Genomic DNA, 17953 nt, shown 5'->3' on the forward strand with positions numbered 1-17953 from the left:
GTTCGACCCTGCCATCAGCTGCTCCTCGTGGTTCCGCCGGTGAGGCGGTTGATCGTGAACACCAGGCCCGCGAAGACCAGGGTCACCACGGCCATCGCGACGCCGACCGCGCTGGCGTACCCGAACTGGTTCTGGCTGAACGCCAGCCGGAACAGGTACTGCGGCATCACGAGGGTCGAGTTGTCGGGGCCGCCGGAGTTGTTCAGCACGTGCATGTACACGAACGCGTCCAGCGCGGCGATCCCGAGGTAGATCCAGGCCGTCTGGATGTTCTCCCGGATGCTCGGGATCGTGATCGACCACATGGTGCGCATCCGGCCGGCGCCGTCGAGGCGCGCGGCCTCGAACGTCTCCGCCGGGATCGCCTTGATCGCGGCGATGAAGAGCAGCATGTAGAAGCCGACCGCGCCCCAGATGATGACGAACATCGACGACGGCAGCGCGGTGCTCACCTGCCCGAGCCAGTTCTGCCGCAGGCCCTCGGGCAGCAACCCGTTGAGCAGACCGTTCGAGGGGTCGAACACCTTGGAGAAGATCACGCCGGAGACGACGGCGGGGATGACGTAGGGGAAGAAGGAGACCACCCGGTAGAAACCGGAGTTCTTCACACCGATCGTCTGCCCGATGCCGCGGCCACCGACGGTGACCAGCGTGGCGAAGATCATCGCGATCACGATGACGACGAGCGGCACCACGATCGCGAGCTTGATGTTGTTCCCGAGCGCGGTCTTGAACGTGGCGTCGTTCACGAGCCGCTGGTAGTTGGCGAGCCCGATGATGTCGAAGTCCTGCGAGAACCCGCCCCAGTTGGTGAACGAGTAGAACACCGCCTGGACGAACGGCCAGATCACCAGCAGCAGGAACAGCGCCAGAGGCAGCCCGAGGAACACCAGGAAGAAGCTGATGCTGTCGAAGGTCCAACGCGCCTTGCGGCGCGCCCGCCCTCCGCGACGGAGGGCGGGCGCGCCGGCGCCGGTGACTGGTGTGGTCACGAGACCGGGATGACTTCCTGGGTGTTGCGGGCCTCGTCGGTGATCGCCTGGAGGTCGCTGGTGAGCTCCTCCACGCTCTTGGAACCGTCGAGGAACGCGTTCCAGACGACCAGCTGGGCCTGGTTCAGGCCGTACAGACCCACGAACTTGTGGGTGAACGTGTCCGAACCGGCGGCGGCCAGCATCTCGACCTGGGACACCAGCGCGGTCGAGCCGAAGCCGTCCTCGGGGACGGTGTCGGCGATGACGGTCGGGGCCAGCTTCGTCTTGGCGAAGTTGGTCGCGGCCTCCTTCGACAGCATGATCCGCAGGATCTCCTTGCCGCCCGCGACGTTGGCCGCGTCGCTCGGGACGATGAACGGCTCACCCGCCTCGGAGTGCAGCGCGGTCGCCGGCAGCGCCGAGGAGTCGTCCACGACGAACGCCGGAACGCCCATCATCTGGAAGTCGTCCGCGGTGTTGTCCTTCATCTCGTTCTCGATCCACGAGCCCGAGGGGTAGAGCAGCGCGTCCTGGTCGAGCGACCACTGCGCCTGCGCGTCGGTGAAGAAGGTGCCGGAGCCGCCGGGCTTGACGTAGCCGGCGTCGACGATCTCCTTCATCGCCGAGAACACGGCCTGCACGGCGTCGAGCGACCAGCAGCCCTCCTCGAGGTTCTCGAGCGCGAGCCGCACCTCGTCGCCGCCCTGCTTGATCGCGGAGTCGATGGCGAGGGTCTGGTAGTAGGTGGCGGCCTCCTTGCCCCACGCGAACAGGTACTTGCCCTGCTCCTTGGCGGCGGCACCGAGCTCGAGGGCCTCGGCCCACGTGGTCGGCGCGGTCCAGCCGTTGGCGTCGAAGAGGCTCTTCGAGTACCAGACGCCGTAGACCGTGAGGACGTAGTTGATCGCGGCGAGCTTGCCGTCGTAGACACCGGAGTCGAGGACGTTCGGCGCGATCAGGGTGTCGCGGATCGGGGTGCCCTCGAGGTTCGGGGCGTCGACGACGTCGGTGAGGTCCTCGAGCTGGTCGAGGATCGCGCCGAAGCCCATCGACTGGGCACCGGAGTTGTCGACGAGGTCCGGCGGGTCGCCCGCGACGAACCGCGGCTGCAGCGCCGCGGTGATCTCGGTGGTGGGCTCGACCGTGGCCTCGCCGCCCCACATCTCGTTGAAGATCTCAGCGGCGAACTCGACGTAGTCGACGCCGTAGCCACCGTTGAAGATGACGGTCTCGACGCTCGAGCCCTCCTCGATGCCGAAGGGGTTGGAGGCGTCGGCCGGCTCGGTGGCATCGCCGCCACCGTCGGTCGTGGGGTCGTCGTCGCCGCCGCCACCACCGGTGGCGCAGGACGCGAGCGTGACCCCGAAGGGCACGGCGGCCGCCGTGAAGAGCGCGCCACGCAGCACGCTCCGGCGGGTGATGGTGGACCTGGAGTCCGTCATGGTGGTGGTGCTTCCTTTCAGGAGGGTGGGACGGTGCTGGCTGCTGGCCGCCCCGGAGGGGGTGCTAGATGGACTGGATGCGGCCGCCGTAGCGTGCCGTGAGCTTGTCGTTGTGCTCGTCGCCGCCGGGCACGTTGGCGGAGACGTACACGGGCGGGGTCTCGCCGTCGGCGAGCATCCGGGTGACCACGCCGACGGTGAGCGCCTGCGCGATGTAGGCGGCGGTGATCGACGACACCGCGCCCACCTTGATACCCTCGCCGACGGTGACGGTCGCGTCGCCGTAGGGCGCGAGGGTGTCGATGACGACGTCGGCGACCTCGGCGAGGCGCTTGCCGCTGGGGTGCTTGGGGGTGACGGCGTTGGTGTGCTCGAGGCTCGTCACGGCCACGACCTTGTGGCCGCGCTCCTTGGCGGCCAGCGCCATGCCGACGATCGAGGAGTTGACGCCGGAGTTGCTGGCGATGAGGAACACGTCGGCCGGGTGCAGCTCGGTGAGCGCGAGGAGCTCGTCGACGACGGAGCCGTCGCGCTCGAGGTCCGGGCCGGTCAGCGCCTCGACGTCACGGCTGCCGCGCAGCACGACGTTGCGCAGCGCGATCCGGTGCGCCGGGATCAGCCCGCCCGCGCGGCCGGCGATCTCCATGGCGAACGCCTCGGAGTGGCCGGTGCCGAACGCCTGCAGGACGCCGCCCTCACGGATCGAGGCGACCAGCAGGTCGATCGCGGGGTCGAGCCCGCCCTCACGGACGTGCTCCGCGAGCCGGTCGAGACGCGACCGGATCTCGTGGGCGAGCTGCTCCTGCGGCTGGGTGGTGCTCAAGCGATGGCCTCCTGGGTAGTGGTGTCGGCGTCGGTCACTCGGTGTCCCGCCACGGCAGCGGCGGAGACGTCGAGCTTGGCCACGGCCCCTGCGTAGTCCTCCTGGATGACGAGCATGTAAATGAAGTCCAGGACGAGGAGCTGTGCGTGCTTGGTGCTGAGGTCGGCCGGGTGCAGGTACTGGTTCGGCACGGTGGCGATCAGGCACTCGTCGGCGACGCCCTCCAGCGGGGTGCCGCGCCGGCTGGTCACCGCGACGGCCAGCGCGCCCGACTGACGCGCCCGCGCGAGCATCTCGACGGTCTCGGAGGTCGCGCCGCTGTTGGAGATGCCGATCGCGACGTCGGAGGGGCCGAGCATCGAGGCGCTCGCCAGCCCGGTGTGAGGGTCGGCCCACGCGTGCGTGTTGACGCCGATGCGGTAGAACCGGTGCTCCATCTCGGCCGCGACGGCGGCGGAGCCGCCGGCGCCGTAGAGGTCGACCTGCCCGCAGTGCGCGATCGCGTGCGCGACGCGCGCGCACGCCTCGAGGTCGACGTTGGCGGCGGTGGTCTGCAGCGAGCTCACGTGGCCGCTGAGCAGGGTCCGCAGCACGTCGCGCGGCTCGTCGGTCGGGTGGAACGCGGTGCCGATCTCGATGCGCGTGGGCGCCCGCCCGACGTCGGTCGCGACCGCGACACGGAACTGCACGTAGCCGTCGTAGCCGAGCATCCGGCAGAAGCGCGTGACGGTCGCGGGCGAGGCACCCGCGCGGTCGGCGAGCTCGGTGATCGACATGCGCAGGGGCGCTGTCGGGTCGCTGAGCAGGACCTGCCCGATCTTGCGCATAGCCTCGCTCATGCCGGACAGCGCAGCCTCGACCTGCTGCGACACCTGGAGCGTGGTGCCCATCTCGGTCGAGCCTGCGATCACCTGAAAATCCCTCTCACATCGTTGGGGGGTTGGGTGAAAGATATTCTCATACGATGCTCGATGTCGAGCATCTAGGACACAGAATGATCACAATGCTGCATCTTCTTGGTATCGACGCTGGTGGCACGTCCACCCGCGCCATGGTCGTGCGTGCGGACGGGCAGTGCCTGGGCGTCGGTCGCGGCGGACGGGGCAACCCGGTCTCCGACGGCGTGGAGGCCGCGGCGGCCTCGATCGGCCAGGCGGTCGCGGGTGCTCTCGAGCGCTGGGGCGGCGCGGAGCCGATCAGCGGCGTCGCGCTGGCGATCGCGGGCGGCTCGGTGGCGGGCGGCCCGAGCTGGCTCTCCCCCACCCTCGCCGCGCTCGGCGTCGACGCCGAGATCAGGGTCGAGCCCGACCTGCTGGCGATGTTCGCCTCCGGCACCCACGAGCCCGACGGCTACGGCCTCGTCGCCGGCACCGGGGCGACCGCCGTGCGCGTGCGCGACGGCGAGGTCGACGCCACCGCCGACGGTCTCGGCTGGTTGATCGGCGACTCGGGCTCCGGCTTCTGGATCGGGCACCAGGTCGCGCGCGCCGTCGCCGCCGACCTCGACGGCCGCGGGCCGTCGACGTCGCTGACGCCGGCGGTGCTCGACGCGCTCGGCATCACCGTCGAGGGTCCGCTGGTGCAGGGCCGGGTGCCGGCCCTCGCGCGCCTCGTGAGCGCGGTCTACGGCGCCTCGCCGCTGCGGCTGGCCGCGCTCGCCCCGCTCGCCTTCGCCGACCCCGCGGACGAGGTGGCCGACGCGATCGTGACGGCCGCCGAGGAGGCGCTGGCGCAGGCGGTGCTCGACGTCGCCGAGCCCGGGCTGCGCGGGCCGCTGGTGATCGGCGGCGGCGTCGCCACCCAGGCGCGGATCCGCGAGGCGGTCACGACGCGCGTGCGCGCAGGCGGCGTCGACGGCGAGATCCACCTCGTCGACGACGGCCTGGTGGGCGCCGGCGTGCTGGCGCTGCGCCGCGCCGGCGTCGCACCGGACGCCGAGACGTTCGCGCGGCTGCGCGACACCACCGCCGCGGCGCGGCAGCTGGGCTAGGCGGTCGCGCTCGACATCTGCCGCAGCTCCTTCTTGAGGTCGCGGATCTCGTCGCGCAGGCGCGCCGCGACCTCGAACTGGAGCTCCTCGGCGGCGGCGTGCATCTGCTCGGACAGCTGCTGGATGAGGTCGGCCAGGTCGCTGGCCGCGGCGCCCTCGGGACGGGCCGTGGCCGCCGCGCCACCGGCGGGCACCGGGGCCTTGCGGCCCTTGCCCTGCTGCCGGTAGCCGCCCTTGAGCAGCTCGGCGGTGTCGACGTCCTCGCGCGCGAGCATGTCGGTGATGTCGTTGATCCGCTTGCGCAGCGGCGTCGGATCGATGCCGTGCTCGAGGTTGTAGGCGACCTGGATATCGCGCCGGCGGTTGGTCTCCTCGATCGCGGCCGCCATCGACGGCGTCACGGTGTCGGCGTACATGTGCACCTCGCCGGAGACGTTGCGCGCGGCACGCCCGATCGTCTGGATGAGCGAGGTCCCCGAGCGCAGGAAGCCCTCCTTGTCGGCGTCGAGGATCGCCACGAGCGACACCTCGGGCAGGTCGAGGCCCTCGCGCAGCAGGTTGATGCCGACGAGCACGTCGAAGACGCCGCTGCGCAGCTCGCGCAGCAGCTCGACGCGGCGCAGCGTGTCGACCTCGGAGTGCAGGTAGCGCACCCGGACGTCGCGCTCGAGGAAGTAGTCGGTGAGGTCCTCGGCCATCTTCTTCGTGAGCGTCGTGACCAGCACCCGCTCGTCGCGCTTCACCCGCTCCCCGATCTCGTGGAGGAGGTCGTCGATCTGGCCCTTGGTCGGCTTGACGACGACCTTGGGGTCGACGAGGCCGGTCGGCCGGATGATCTGCTCGACCACGCCGTCGGAGACCGAGAGCTCGTACGGCCCCGGCGTCGCCGACAGGTAGACCGTCTGCCCGATCCGGTCGAGGAACTCCTCCCACTTCAGCGGCCGGTTGTCGACCGCCGACGGCAGCCGGAACCCGTGCTCGACCAGCACGCGCTTGCGGGAGTAGTCGCCCTCGAACATGCCGCCGATCTGCGGCACCGTCACGTGCGACTCGTCGATGACGAGGAGGAAGTCCTCGGGGAAGTAGTCGAGCAGCGTGTGCGGCGCGGACCCGGGCTCCCGGCCGTCGATGTGCATCGAGTAGTTCTCGATGCCCGAGCAGGTGCCGATCTGGCGCATCATCTCGATGTCGTAGGTCGTGCGCATGCGCAGCCGCTGCGCCTCGAGGAGCTTGCCCTGCTTCTCGAGCTCGGCGAGGCGGTCGGCCAGCTCGGCCTCGATGCCGGCGATCGCACGCTCCATGCGCTCGGGGCCGGCCACGTAGTGCGTCGCCGGGAACAGGTACATCTCCTGCTCGGGGCGGATGACGTCGCCGGTGATCGGGTGCAGCGTCGCGATCGCCTCGATCTCGTCGCCGAACATCTCGATCCGGATCGCGAGCTCCTCGTAGACCGGGATGATCTCGATCGTGTCGCCGCGCACCCGGAAGGTGCCGCGCGTGAACGACATGTCGTTGCGCACGTACTGCATCTGCACGAAGCGGCGCAGCAGGTCGTCGCGGTCGATCTGCTGACCGACCCGCAGCCGCACCATGCGGTCGACGTACTCCTGCGGCGTGCCCAGGCCGTAGATGCACGACACCGACGCCACGACGACGACGTCGCGCCGCGTCAGCAGCGAGTTGGTCGCCGAGTGCCGCAGCCGCTCGACCTCGTCGTTGATCGAGGAGTCCTTCTCGATGTAGGTGTCGGTCGAGGGGACGTACGCCTCGGGCTGGTAGTAGTCGTAGTAGGAGACGAAGTACTCGACCGCGTTGTTCGGGAGCAGCTCGCGGAACTCGGTGGCCAGCTGCGCGGCGAGCGTCTTGTTGGGCGCCATCACGAGCGTGGGGCGCTGCACCTGCTCGATCAGCCACGCGGTCGTGGCCGACTTGCCGGTGCCGGTCGCGCCCAGCAGCACGACGTCCTTCTCGCCCGCCTGCAGGCGTCGCGTCAGCTCGGCGATGGCGGCGGGCTGGTCGCCGGAGGGGCTGTACTCGGAGACCACCTCGAACGGGGCGACCGTGCGCTGGAGATCGGTGACGGGACGCATGCCACCACGCTACGTCCACCCACCGACACCAGCGGCTGCCACGGTGCAGGTTTCACGCACGGGAGAATGCCCGCATGACCGACGACGGCGCCCGCCAGGGAGCCCACCACCCGCCCCGACCGGAACGCCCGCGGCCGCCGCACGTGCCGCGCACCCTGCCGATCGACGACGCCGCCACCTGGTGGTCGGTGCCCGCGGCCGCGCTGGCCGAGGCGCTCACGACGCGGCCGTTGGTCGTGCTGCTGCACGGCCTCGGCGCCGACGAGCGCGACCTCGCAGGCCTGGTGCCCGCGCTGCCGGACCGGTTCGTCTACGCCTCGGTCCGCGCGCCGCTGCCGATCGCCGGGATGCCGGGTTACGCGTGGTTCCCGCCGCTGCTGGCGGAGGGCATCACGGCCGACCCCGCCTACGTCGACGCCGCCGCGCGCGGGTTGCTCGTGTGGCTGGAGCGGGCGCAGGCACGGGCGCGCAGCCACGCCCGGCCCGCGCTGGTCGGGTTCTCGCAGGGTGGCGCGATGGCCGTGCAGCTGCTGCGTCACGCGCCCGAGGCGTTCGCGGGCGCGGCGACGCTGTCCGGCTTCGTCGCGCCCGGGCTCCTCGCCGGGGACGAGGCGCTCGCGCAGATCCGGCCGCGGGTGCTGTGGGGCTACGACCCGGCGGACCCGGTGGTGACGACACCCGCGATCGAGCGCCTGCGCGCCTTCCTGGTCGCGCACACCGACCTCGACGAGCGGACCTACCCGGGCACCGGGCACGGGATCGCGACGACCGAGGCCGCCGATCTCGCCGCGTTCCTGACGTCGGTGCTCGACGGCGAGGCCTGAGCGCCGCGCGTCACGGCGCCGTCGGGCACCGACCGGCCGCCGACCGCGCCCGTCCGGCTGACCTCTCCCCCGTGGTCCGGCAGGATGGTCGGACCAGATCGTCGACGAGAGGAGCAGACATGGCAGCCGTGTCCCAGGCGACCACGACGTGGAACGGTGACCTCCCCAGCGGGTCGGGCTCGACCGCCCTGGAGACCTCGGGGGTGGGCACCTACGAGGTGTCGTGGAAGGCCCGCACCGAGCCCGGCGGCGGCACCACGAACCCCGAGGAGCTGCTGGCCGCCGCGCACGCGTCCTGCTTCTCGATGGCGCTCGCGCACGGCCTCGGCGAGCGAGGCACGCCACCGACCTCGATCTCGACGACGGCGAAGGTCTCGTTCGTGCCCGGCACCGGGATCACCGGCATCGAGCTGAGCACGACGGCGTCCGTCGAGGGCATCTCGGAGGCGGACTTCCAGGAGGTCGCGGAGGCGACGAAGACCGGGTGCCCGGTGTCGGCCGCGCTCGCCGCCGTGCCGATCACGCTGACCGCGACGCTCGCCTGACCCTCAGTCCCCGCCGGGCTCGAGCGCGAGCTCGGCGGGGCGGCCGGGGTCGGCGCTCGCGAACCGGCCCGGACCGGTCGGCACGAACCCGGCGTCGTGGGCGGCGCGCTCCCCCAGCCGGCCGACGCCGTGCAGGACGAACGGCGTCGACCGCCCGGCCGGGGGGTCGTAGCGCAGCTGCGCGAGGTCGTCGCCCGCGACGTGCCGCAGCCGCGCCACCAGGCGCTCCACCTGCTGCTGGGGCGTGCCGTGCCCCGCGGCCGGCACGGGCAGCGGCGTCGACGCCGCCGGTGTCCCCGACCGCAGGTTGTCGGCGAACGGTCGCAGGCGCGCCCGCCACACGGTCGCGACGGCGTCCCGCAGCGCGTCCTCGTCGCCCTCGTTGGGCAGCCAGACGTCGGCGACCGCGTGCCGGGCGTCGTCGTCGGCCTGAGCGGCGATGCGGGCCGCGGCGGCGTCCTCGTCGAGACCGCGCGCGACCGCGCGCCGCAGCCGCAGCTCCGCAGGCGCCGCGACGACCACGACGAGGTGGAACTGCGGCGCCATCCCGTTCTCGACGATCAGCGGCACGTCGTGGACGACGACGGCGTCGTCGGGCAGCTCCGCGACCCGCGCGGCCGACGCCTCCCGCACGAGCGGGTGCACGATCCCGTTGAGCACCGCCCGCGCCGCGTCGTCGCCGAACACGCGCCGGCCCAGCGCCGGGCGGTCGAGCGACCCGTCCGGCAGCAGCACGTCCTCGCCGAACGCCGCCACGACCGCCCGCAGACCCGGGGTGCCCGGCTCGACCACCTCGCGCGCGAGCCGGTCGGCGTCGACGACGACCCCTCCGTGGCCCGCCAGCAGGGCGGCCACGGTCGACTTCCCCGACGCGAGACCTCCGGTCAGCCCGACGTGCAGCATCCGGCTACTCGACCTCGAGGACCGCGCGGGCGGCGTCACGGGCGGCGACCGGGTCGCTGGTGGCGAGCACCGCGGTCGCGGCCTGCCGGCACTGCTCGAGCGTGTGGCGCGACAGCCGGGCACCGACGGCGGGCAGCGCGGCCGCGGCCGCGGACAGCGACGTCACGCCGAGACCGACGAGCACGGCGGCCAGCACGGGATCGGCAGCGGCCTCGCCGCAGACGCCGACCGGCTTGCCGAGCCGCTGCCCGGCCTCGGCGGTCATCCCGACCAGCCGCAGCACCGCTGGCTGCCAGGGGTCGCTCAGCGACGCCAGCGAGGGCGAGAGCCGGTCCGCGGCCATCGTGTACTGGGTGAGGTCGTTGGTGCCGATCGAGACGAAGTCGACCTCGGCGAGCAGCGCGTCCGCGAGCAGGGCCGCGGCGGGCACCTCGACCATGATGCCGGGGGTCAGCCCGCGCGCCCGCACACGCTCGGCGAAGAACGCGGCCTCGGCGACGGTCGCGACCATCGGGGCCATCACCCACACCTCGGCGCTGGTCGCGCCCGCGGCCGCGGCGATCGCGTCGAGCTGACGGTCGAGGATGCCCGGGTCGTCCATCGCGATGCGCAGCCCGCGCACGCCGAGCGCCGGGTTGGCCTCCTCGTCGAGCCCGGCGTACACCAGCGGCTTGTCGGAACCGGCGTCCAGCGTGCGGACGACGACCTTGCGGCCTGGGAAGGCCTCGAGGACCTCGGCGTAGATCGCCGTCTGCTGCTCGACGCTCGGCTCGGTGGCGGCGGACAGGAAGCACAGCTCGGTCCGGAACAGGCCGACGCCCTGGGCGACGCCCTGGGCCGCCTCGCGGGCCGCGGCGCCGTCGGCCACGTTGGCGAGGATGTCGACGGCGTGACCGTCGCTGGTGCGGCCCTCGCCCCGCCACTGCGCCGCCTCGCGCGCGAGCTCGCGGGCCGCCCGCACGCGCGTCTCGGCCTCCTCCTCCTCGGGGGCGACGACGACCTCGCCGGTGCCGCCGTCGACGAGCAGCGGGGTGCCGGAGGCGACGTCGCCGAGGTCGGGCACGGCGACGACGCACGGGATGCCGAGCTGGCGCGCGATGATCGCCGTGTGGCTCGTCGGCCCGCCGAGCCGGGTGGCGAGCGCGACGACGAGCGCCGGGTCGAGCAGCGCGGCGTCGGCGGGCGCGAGGTCGTCCGCGACCAGCACCGACGGCTCGTCCGGGTGCGGGACGCCGGGCTCCGGGTGCCCGAGCAGCTCGGCGACGACGCGGTCGCGGATGTCCTCCAGGTCCGTGACGCGCTCGGCCATGAGGCCGCCGGCCGCGCTGAACATCGCGGTGAACTCGGCGGTCGCCGACGCGACCGCCTGCACCGCGGGGACGCCGTCGGCGATGGCCTTCTCGACCCCGGCCGCGAGCGTGGGGTCGGCCGCCATGGTGGCCGTGGTCGCGAGCACCTCGGCCGCCTGCCCGGTCGCACGGGCGGCGCGCTGCTCCAGGCGCTCGGCGACCGCGGCGACGGCGGCGCGGAACCTCTCCCGCTCGGCCTCGCGGGCCGGCTCGGGAAGCTCCGAGGCGACCGGGGGGATCGCCGGCCGTGGCGCCGCCCGCAGCGCCGGTCCGTACCCGGTGCCGGGCACCACCGGTGTCCCGTGAAGCCTCGCTCCGGTCGTCATCGCAGTGCCTCCCGCCGGGGTCCGTGTGCTCGTCCCACAGTAGGGAGCGGCGCCCACCCCGAACCCGGGATCCCGGGGTACGTGCGTGTGAAACGAGGCACACCCTGAGACGACGACGGCGGCCCGCCACCCCCGAGAGGGTGACGGGCCGCCGTCGTGATGGCTCAGTTGCCGGTGAGCTTCTCGCGGAGCGCCGCGAGCGCCTCGTCCGAGGCGAGCGTGCCGGTCGTCTCCGGGGCCGCGGAGGTGTAGCTGGCGGTGTCGGCGCTGCCGCCACCCACCTCGCTGTCCGCCTCCTGCGCCGCGGCGACCTGCTTCTTGTGGGCCTCCCAGCGGGCGTGGGCGGCCGCGTACTGCGCCTCCCAGGCCTCGCGCTGGGCCTCGTAGCCCTCGAGCCACTCGTTGGTCTCGGGGTCGAAGCCCTCGGGGTACTTGTAGTTGCCCTGCTCGTCGTACTCGGCGGCCATGCCGTACAGCGACGGGTCGAAGTCGTCGCTGTTGGGGTCGACGCCCTCGTTGGCCTGCTTGAGCGACAGCGAGATGCGACGACGCTCGAGGTCGATGTCGATGACCTTGACGAACACCTCGTCGTCGACCTTCGCGACCTGCTCGGGCACCTCGACGTGACGCTGCGCGAGCTCCGAGATGTGCACGAGGCCCTCGATGCCGTCCTCGACACGGACGAACGCACCGAACGGCACGAGCTTGGTGACCTTGCCCGGCACGACCTGACCGATCGCGTGGGTCCGGGCGAACGCCTGCCACGGGTCCTCCTGCGTCGCCTTGAGCGACAGCGAGACACGCTCGCGGTCGAAGTCGACGTCGAGCACCTCGACCGTGACCTCCTGGCCGACCTCGACGACCTCGTTCGGGTGGTCGATGTGCTTCCAGGACAGCTCCGAGACGTGCACGAGGCCGTCGACGCCGCCGAGGTCCACGAACGCACCGAAGTTGACGATCGAGGAGACCACACCGGTGCGGACCTGACCCTTGGCCAGCGTCTGCAGGAAGGTGGAGCGCACCTCCGACTGGGTCTGCTCGAGCCACGCACGACGCGAGAGCACGACGTTGTTGCGGTTCTTGTCGAGCTCGATGATCTTGGCCTCGAGCTGCTGACCGATGTAGGGCTGCAGGTCGCGCACGCGACGCATCTCCACCAGCGACGCCGGCAGGAAGCCGCGCAGGCCGATGTCGAGGATCAGGCCGCCCTTGACGACCTCGATGACGGTGCCGGTGACGACGCCGTCCTCCTCCTTGATCTTCTCGATCGTGCCCCAGGCGCGCTCGTACTGGGCGCGCTTCTTGGACAGCAGCAGACGACCCTCCTTGTCCTCCTTCTGGAGGACAAGGGCCTCGACGCGCTCGCCCACCTCGACGACCTCGGTCGGGTCGACGTCGTGCTTGATGGACAGCTCGCGGGAGAGGATGACGCCTTCGGTCTTGTAGCCGATGTCGAGGAGAACCTCGTCGCGGTCGACCTTGACGATGGTGCCTTCGACGATGTCGCCGTCGTTGAAGTACTTGATGGTCGCGTCGACGGCTGCGAGGAAGTCCTCTTCCGAGCCGATGTCGTTGACGGCGACCTGCGGTGCGGCGGTGGTCGAAGGGGCGGTGATAGTCAAGAGATGAGCTCCGATGCGGACAGGGATAGTCGGGACAGATGACGTGGCGACCGACGGCCTGACGGTCCTCGGTGCCGTAGCGTTCGAGACGGCCTCAGCAGCTCCCGCACCTGTTCTCCAGGGCACGACCACCAAGCGCGCACGATGCGCCAACGGATCATCCTACCAGCGCTGCGTCAGAGCAGGAACCGGCGCACGACCTCGCCGAACACCTCCGGCCGCTCGGAGTGCACCCAGTGGCCGGCGCCCTTGACGACCACGTGACGCGTCGCCGGGAACAGCCGCCGCATCGCGGTCTCCTCGTCGGGCCCGGTGTAGTCGGAGCGCTCACCGGTGACCCAGAGCACCGGGCCGTCGTGCCGCGCGTCTCCGACGTCCGGGAAGCCGCCGATGACGTCGAGCGAGCGGCGCAGCAGCGCGAGGTTGGCGCGCCACGCCCAGCCGTCGTCGTCGCGGTGCAGGTTCTGCAGCAGGAACGCGCGCACGGTCTCGTTCGGGATCTGCTCGCGCAGCGCCTCGTCGGCGTCGCCGCGGCGCTCCAGCGTCGTGAGGTCGAGCGTCGCCAGCGCGCCGAGCAGGTGCTCGAACTCCCCGACCGAGCGGCTCGCGGTCGGCGCGATGTCGACGACGACGAGCCGGTCCAGCAGCTCGGGGTGCCGCAGCGCGACCAGCATCGCGACCTTGCCGCCCAGCGAGTGCCCGACGAGGTGGACCGGTGCGTCCGCGCCCGCCCGCACCCGCTCCGCGACGGCGTCGGCCATCGCCGCGAGGTCGACGGTCTCGGTCCACGCCGAGCGGCCGTGGTTCGGCAGGTCGACGAGCACGCTGCGCGCGTCGGGCAGCAGCCCCTTGGCGATCGTCGAGAAGTTGCGCCCCTGCCCGAAGAGACCGTGCAGGAACACGACGGTCGGGACGTCGTCGGGCAGCTCGTCGCCGACGGTGAGGACGTGGAGCACGCACGCCACGCTACCGGGGTGCTGGGATGCTGACGCCATGAGCGACGAGCACCCCGCGATGGCGCGCGCGGGCTACACCGACGTCGACGGCGCCGCGGCCGCCCGGGCGACGGCGCGCTGGTGGAGCGCCGAGGCGTCCGACTACCTCGCCGAGCACGGCGCGTTCCTGGGCGACGCGGACTTCTGCTGGTGCCCCGAGGGGCTGCGCGAGGCCGACGCGGCGCTGCTGGGCCCGTTGCCGGGCCTGCGCGGCCGCCGCGTGCTCGAGGTCGGTGCCGGGGCCGCGCAGTGCTCGCGCTGGCTCGCGGCCCGGGGCGTCGACGCGGTCGCGACCGACGTCGCGCCCGGCATGGTCGAGGCCGCCGCCGCGCTCGACGCCCGCACCGGGATCACGGTGCCGGCCCGGGTCGCCGACGCGCGCGAGCTGCCGTTCGAGGACGCGACGTTCGACGTCGCGTTCACGGCGTTCGGCGCGATCCCGTTCGTCCCCGACGCCGACCGCGTCCACCGCGAGGTCGCGCGCGTGCTGCGGCCGGGCGGGCTGTGGGTGTTCTCGGTGACGCACCCGCTGCGATGGGCGTTCCCGGACGACCCGACCGCGGCCGGCCTGACCGTGGTGCGCTCGTACTTCGACCGCACCCCCTACGTCGAGGAGGACGCCGCGGGCGAGCCGGTGTACGCGGAGTTCCACCGCACGTTCGGCGACCACGTGCGCGACGTCGTCGGTGCGGGCCTGGTGCTGCTCGATGTCGTCGAGCCGGAGTGGCCCGACGACCTCGAGGAGGTGTGGGGCGGCTGGGGCCCCGAACGCGGCCGGCTGCTGCCCGGCACCGCGATCTTCCGCACCCGGAAGCCGCCTGCGTGACTCCGTGAGCGTCAGGGCCCGAGCCGACGCGGGCCTCGGCCGTCTCAGTGCCCGGCGGCCTGCCACGACGGTCCGGTCCCGACGCTGACGTCGAGCGGGACCGAGAGCGCGGTCGCCGAGCCCATCTGCTCACGCAGCACCAGCTCGGCCGCGGCCTCCTCGCCCGGTGCCACCTCGAGCACGAGCTCGTCGTGCACCTGCAGCAGCAGCCTGGTCGCCATCCCCTGCGCGCGCAGCTCGCGGTCGACGTTGATCATCGCGACCTTGATGATGTCGGCGGCGCTGCCCTGGATCGGGGCGTTGAGCGCCATCCGCTCCGCCATCTCGCGGCGCTGGCGGTTGTCGCTGACGAGGTCCGGCAGGTAGCGGCGGCGGCCGAGGATCGTCTCGGTGTAGCCCACGCCGCGCGCCTCCGCGACGATGTCGTCGAGGTAGGCGCGCACCGCGCCGAAGCGCTCGAAGTACTCCTCCATGAGCTCCTTGGCCTCGGCCGTGGAGATCTTCAGCTGGTTCGACAGGCCGAACGCGCTCAGGCCGTAGGCGAGGCCGTAGCTCATCGCCTTGATCTTGCTCCGCTGCGCGGGCGTGACCTCCTCCGGCGGGACGCCGAACACGCGGGACCCGACGAAGCTGTGCAGGTCCTCCCCCGAGCGGAACGCCTCGATCAGCCCGGCGTCACCCGAGAGGTGGGCCATGATCCTCATCTCGATCTGGCTGTAGTCGGCCGTCATGAGGGTCGCGTAGCCCTCGCCGACGACGAAGGCCGCCCGGATCCGGTTGCCCTCCTCGGTGCGGATCGGGATGTTCTGCAGGTTCGGGTCGGAGGAGGACAGCCGGCCGGTGGCGGCGATCGTCTGGCTGTAGGTGGTGTGGATACGGCCGTCGGGCGCCACGGTGCGCAGCAGACCCTCGACCGTCTGCCGCAGCCGGATCGCGTCGCGGTGGGCGAGCAGGTGCTGCAGGAACGGGTGCTCGGTCTTGGCGTACAGGTCGGCCAGCGCGTCGGCGTCGGTCGTGTAGCCGGTCTTCGTCTTGCGCGTCTTCGGCATCCCCAGCTGGTCGAAGAGGATCTCCTGCAGCTGCTTGGGCGAGGACAGGTTCACCTCGCGGCCGATGACCGCGTACGCCTCCGACGCCGCGTCGTCGACCGCGGCACCGAAGTGCTTCTCGAGGTCGCGCAGGTAGTCGACGTCGGCCGCGATGCCGGCCTTCTCCATGCGCGCGAGCACCCCGGCGACCGGCAGCTCGACGTCGGCGAGCAGCCGGGTGCCGCCGCGCTGCTGGAGATCGGCTCCGATGACGTCGACGAGCTCGCGCACCGCCGCGGCGCGCACGGCGCCCAGCTCGTCCTCGGCGGGACCGTCGAGGCTGAGCATCTGCTGCCCGCCCGCGTCGGTCCCGGTGCCGCCGATCTCCTTGTGGAGCCGGCGCACCGCGAGGTCGTCGAGGGCGAACAGCCGCTGGTCGGGGTGGCACAGGTACTCGGCGATCGCGGTGTCGAAGGTGACGCCCGCGAGCGTCAGCCCGCGGCTGTCGAGCGCGTGCCACGCCGTCTTGGCGTCGTGGAGCGCCTTGGGCTGCGACTCGTCGGCGAGCCACGCCGCGAGGGCGCCCTCGTCGGCGGGGTCGATGTCGGTGAGGTCGAGCACGAGCGCGGCACCCGCGGCGTCGGCGACGGCGATCCCCCAGGCGTCGCCGCTGCCGTGCGCGACGCTGCCGCGCACGTCGACGCCGAGCAGCTGACCGGCACGGGCGGCGAACCAGTCGGCGGCGCCGCTGCGGGAGATCTCCACCTCGAACGGCTGCGCCTCGACCGTCTCGGCGTCGGTCGGGGTCATCGCGAACAGGCGGTCGCGCAGGATCCGGAACTCCAGCGCGTCGAAGACCTGGTGCACCTGCTCGCGCGAGAACGGGCGACGCTCGAGGTCCTCGACGCCGACCGGCAGCGCGACGTCGGTGAGCAGCCGGTTGACCTGGCGGTTGACGATCACCTGGTCGAGGTGCGCGCGCAGGTTCTCGCCCGCCACTCCCTTGATGGCGCCCGCGTTGCCGATGACGCCGTCGAGCCCTCCGTAGGTGAGGATCCACTTGGCGGCGGTCTTCGGCCCCACCTTCGGCACGCCCGGGAGGTTGTCGCTGGACTCCCCCACCAGCGCCGCGAGGTCGCTGTAGCTCGACGGCGGTACGCCGTAGCGCTCCTCGACCGCGGCGGCGTCCATCCGGGCCAGGTCGGAGACGCCCTTGCGCGGGTAGAGCACGAGCACGCGCTCGTCGATCAGCTGGAACGTGTCGCGGTCGCCGGAGCAGATCAGCACGTCCATGCCGGCGGCGCGGCCCTGGTCCGCCAGGGTCGCGAGCACGTCGTCGGCCTCGTAGCCCTCGATGCCCAGCCGCGGGATCGACAGCGCGTCCAGCACCTGCTCGATCAGCGGGATCTGCCCGCGGAACTCCTCGGGCGAGCTCGTGCGGTTGGCCTTGTAGTCGGCGTACGCCTCGGTACGGAACGCCGCACCGCTGACGTCGAAGGCGACGGCGACGTGGGTCGGCTCCTCGTCGCGCAACAGGTTGATGAGCATCGACGTGAACCCGTACACCGCGTTGGTGTGCTGGCCTGTCGTGGTGGAGAAGTTCTCCACCGGCAGGGCGAAGAACGCCCGGTATGCCATCGAGTGGCCGTCGATGAGCAGGAGCCTCGGTCGCGCAGGTGCCGTCACAGGTGCCAGCCTAGGTGCCATGACCGACACCGATGGCTCCGCCGCCGGCCCCGCCGCGGCCACGCCGGGCACCGCCGCCGCGGGGCGCTTCCGCGACGTCTCGGGCACGCTGCTGGAGCGCATGGGCATCGAGCTGACCGAGATCGGCGCCGAGCGGACCGCGGGCACGATGCCGGTCGCGGGCAACACCCAGCCGGCGGGGCTGCTGCACGGCGGCGCCTCGGCGGTGCTGGCGGAGAGCCTGGGGTCGATCGCGGCGACGCTGCACGCCGGGCCGGGGCGGGCCGCCGTCGGCATCGAGATCAGCGCGACGCACCACCGCGCGGTGCGCGAGGGCGTCGTCTCGGGCGTCGCGACGCCGCTGCACCTGGGCCGCACGGTCGCCACCTACGAGATCGTCATCACCGACGAGCGGGACCGCCGCGTCTGCACGTCGCGGCTCACCTGCATGCTGGTCGACGCGCGGGACTGAGCCGCGCACACGGGTCGAGGCGGCGCACCCCTGCCCGGAGCAGGACGAGGGGCGGGCG

General features: G+C 72.4%; 15 protein-coding genes. 5 read left to right on the forward strand and 10 right to left on the reverse strand.

Features of this window, described 5'->3' with window-relative positions; translation table 11 throughout:
* Nucleotides 1-14 precede the first annotated feature (14 nt).
* The 4 genes from GPA02_RS00405 to GPA02_RS00420 form a co-directional block, all read right to left on the reverse strand.
* A complete protein-coding gene (locus GPA02_RS00405) occupies nucleotides 15-992 on the reverse strand; it encodes a carbohydrate ABC transporter permease (RefSeq protein WP_156197871.1) in 978 nt (325 codons plus the stop codon).
* Entirely contained in the window at nucleotides 989-2416 is a 1428-nt protein-coding gene (gene ngcE / locus GPA02_RS00410) for an N-acetylglucosamine/diacetylchitobiose ABC transporter substrate-binding protein (protein WP_156197872.1), read from the reverse strand. Before ngcE ends, GPA02_RS00405 begins: the two co-directional genes overlap by 4 nt.
* 64 nt (nucleotides 2417-2480) lie before the next feature.
* Nucleotides 2481-3239 carry a sugar isomerase domain-containing protein gene (locus GPA02_RS00415; protein WP_156197873.1) on the reverse strand — a complete coding sequence of 253 codons (759 nt, stop codon included), beginning with the start codon at nucleotides 3237-3239 and terminating at the stop codon, nucleotides 2481-2483.
* Nucleotides 3236-4129, reverse strand: coding sequence for a MurR/RpiR family transcriptional regulator (locus GPA02_RS00420; protein ID WP_156197874.1), 894 nt, complete (start codon nucleotides 4127-4129; stop codon nucleotides 3236-3238). The genes GPA02_RS00415 and GPA02_RS00420 overlap by 4 nt, the downstream gene beginning before the upstream one ends.
* 104 nt (nucleotides 4130-4233) lie before the next feature.
* On the opposite strand from GPA02_RS00420, the gene GPA02_RS00425 reads away from it, so the two are divergent.
* Nucleotides 4234-5229, forward strand: coding sequence for an N-acetylglucosamine kinase (locus GPA02_RS00425; RefSeq protein WP_162457660.1), 996 nt, complete (start codon nucleotides 4234-4236; stop codon nucleotides 5227-5229).
* Here GPA02_RS00425 and uvrB read toward each other — a convergent pair.
* Nucleotides 5226-7319, reverse strand: a complete 2094-nt coding sequence (gene uvrB / locus GPA02_RS00430) for an excinuclease ABC subunit UvrB (protein ID WP_156197876.1) — start codon at nucleotides 7317-7319, stop codon at nucleotides 5226-5228. The two genes, GPA02_RS00425 and uvrB, sit on opposite strands and share 4 nt — an antisense overlap.
* Nucleotides 7320-7393: 74 nt before the next feature.
* Here uvrB and GPA02_RS00435 point away from each other — a divergent pair, with 74 nt between their 5' ends.
* Nucleotides 7394-8143, forward strand: a complete 750-nt coding sequence (locus GPA02_RS00435; protein ID WP_156197877.1) for an alpha/beta hydrolase — start codon at nucleotides 7394-7396, stop codon at nucleotides 8141-8143.
* Between the two features lie 119 nt (nucleotides 8144-8262).
* Nucleotides 8263-8688 carry an OsmC family peroxiredoxin gene (locus tag GPA02_RS00440; RefSeq protein ID WP_156197878.1) on the forward strand — a complete coding sequence of 142 codons (426 nt, stop codon included), beginning with the start codon at nucleotides 8263-8265 and terminating at the stop codon, nucleotides 8686-8688.
* Between the two features lie 3 nt (nucleotides 8689-8691).
* On the opposite strand, the gene coaE is transcribed toward GPA02_RS00440, so the two are convergent.
* The 4 genes from coaE to GPA02_RS00460 all read right to left on the reverse strand — a co-directional run bounded on the left by coaE (nucleotide 8692) and on the right by GPA02_RS00460 (nucleotide 13883).
* The gene (gene coaE / locus GPA02_RS00445) at nucleotides 8692-9591 is read right to left on the reverse strand and encodes a dephospho-CoA kinase (RefSeq protein WP_156197879.1); all 900 of its coding nucleotides are present in this window, start codon (nucleotides 9589-9591) and stop codon (nucleotides 8692-8694) included.
* Nucleotides 9592-9595: 4 nt separating this feature from the next.
* Entirely contained in the window at nucleotides 9596-11266 is a 1671-nt protein-coding gene (gene ptsP / locus GPA02_RS00450; protein ID WP_156197880.1) for a phosphoenolpyruvate--protein phosphotransferase, read from the reverse strand.
* Between the two features lie 164 nt (nucleotides 11267-11430).
* Nucleotides 11431-12888: a 30S ribosomal protein S1 gene (gene rpsA / locus GPA02_RS00455; protein ID WP_156197881.1), complete on the reverse strand. Its 1458-nt coding sequence runs from the start codon at nucleotides 12886-12888 to the stop codon at nucleotides 11431-11433.
* Nucleotides 12889-13064: 176 nt separating this feature from the next.
* On the reverse strand, nucleotides 13065-13883 hold the full coding sequence (locus GPA02_RS00460; protein WP_156197882.1) for an alpha/beta fold hydrolase: 819 nt from the start codon (nucleotides 13881-13883) through the stop codon (nucleotides 13065-13067).
* Here GPA02_RS00460 and GPA02_RS00465 point away from each other — a divergent pair.
* Nucleotides 13882-14709 (forward strand): class I SAM-dependent methyltransferase, encoded by an 828-nt coding sequence (locus tag GPA02_RS00465; RefSeq protein WP_156197883.1) that lies wholly within the window; start codon nucleotides 13882-13884, stop codon nucleotides 14707-14709. The two genes, GPA02_RS00460 and GPA02_RS00465, sit on opposite strands and share 2 nt — an antisense overlap.
* Nucleotides 14710-14753: 44 nt before the next feature.
* Here the strand turns inward: GPA02_RS00465 and polA are convergent, their stop codons facing one another.
* Nucleotides 14754-17444 (reverse strand): DNA polymerase I, encoded by a 2691-nt coding sequence (gene polA / locus GPA02_RS00470; RefSeq protein WP_193567822.1) that lies wholly within the window; start codon nucleotides 17442-17444, stop codon nucleotides 14754-14756.
* Here polA and GPA02_RS00475 point away from each other — a divergent pair.
* Nucleotides 17443-17895 carry a hotdog fold thioesterase gene (locus tag GPA02_RS00475; protein ID WP_156197885.1) on the forward strand — a complete coding sequence of 151 codons (453 nt, stop codon included), beginning with the start codon at nucleotides 17443-17445 and terminating at the stop codon, nucleotides 17893-17895. The genes polA and GPA02_RS00475 overlap by 2 nt on opposite strands.
* Nucleotides 17896-17953: the final 58 nt, after the last annotated feature.

The organism is Actinotalea caeni (assembly GCF_009733795.1).
Lineage (GTDB): Bacteria > Actinomycetota > Actinomycetes > Actinomycetales > Beutenbergiaceae > Pseudactinotalea > Pseudactinotalea caeni.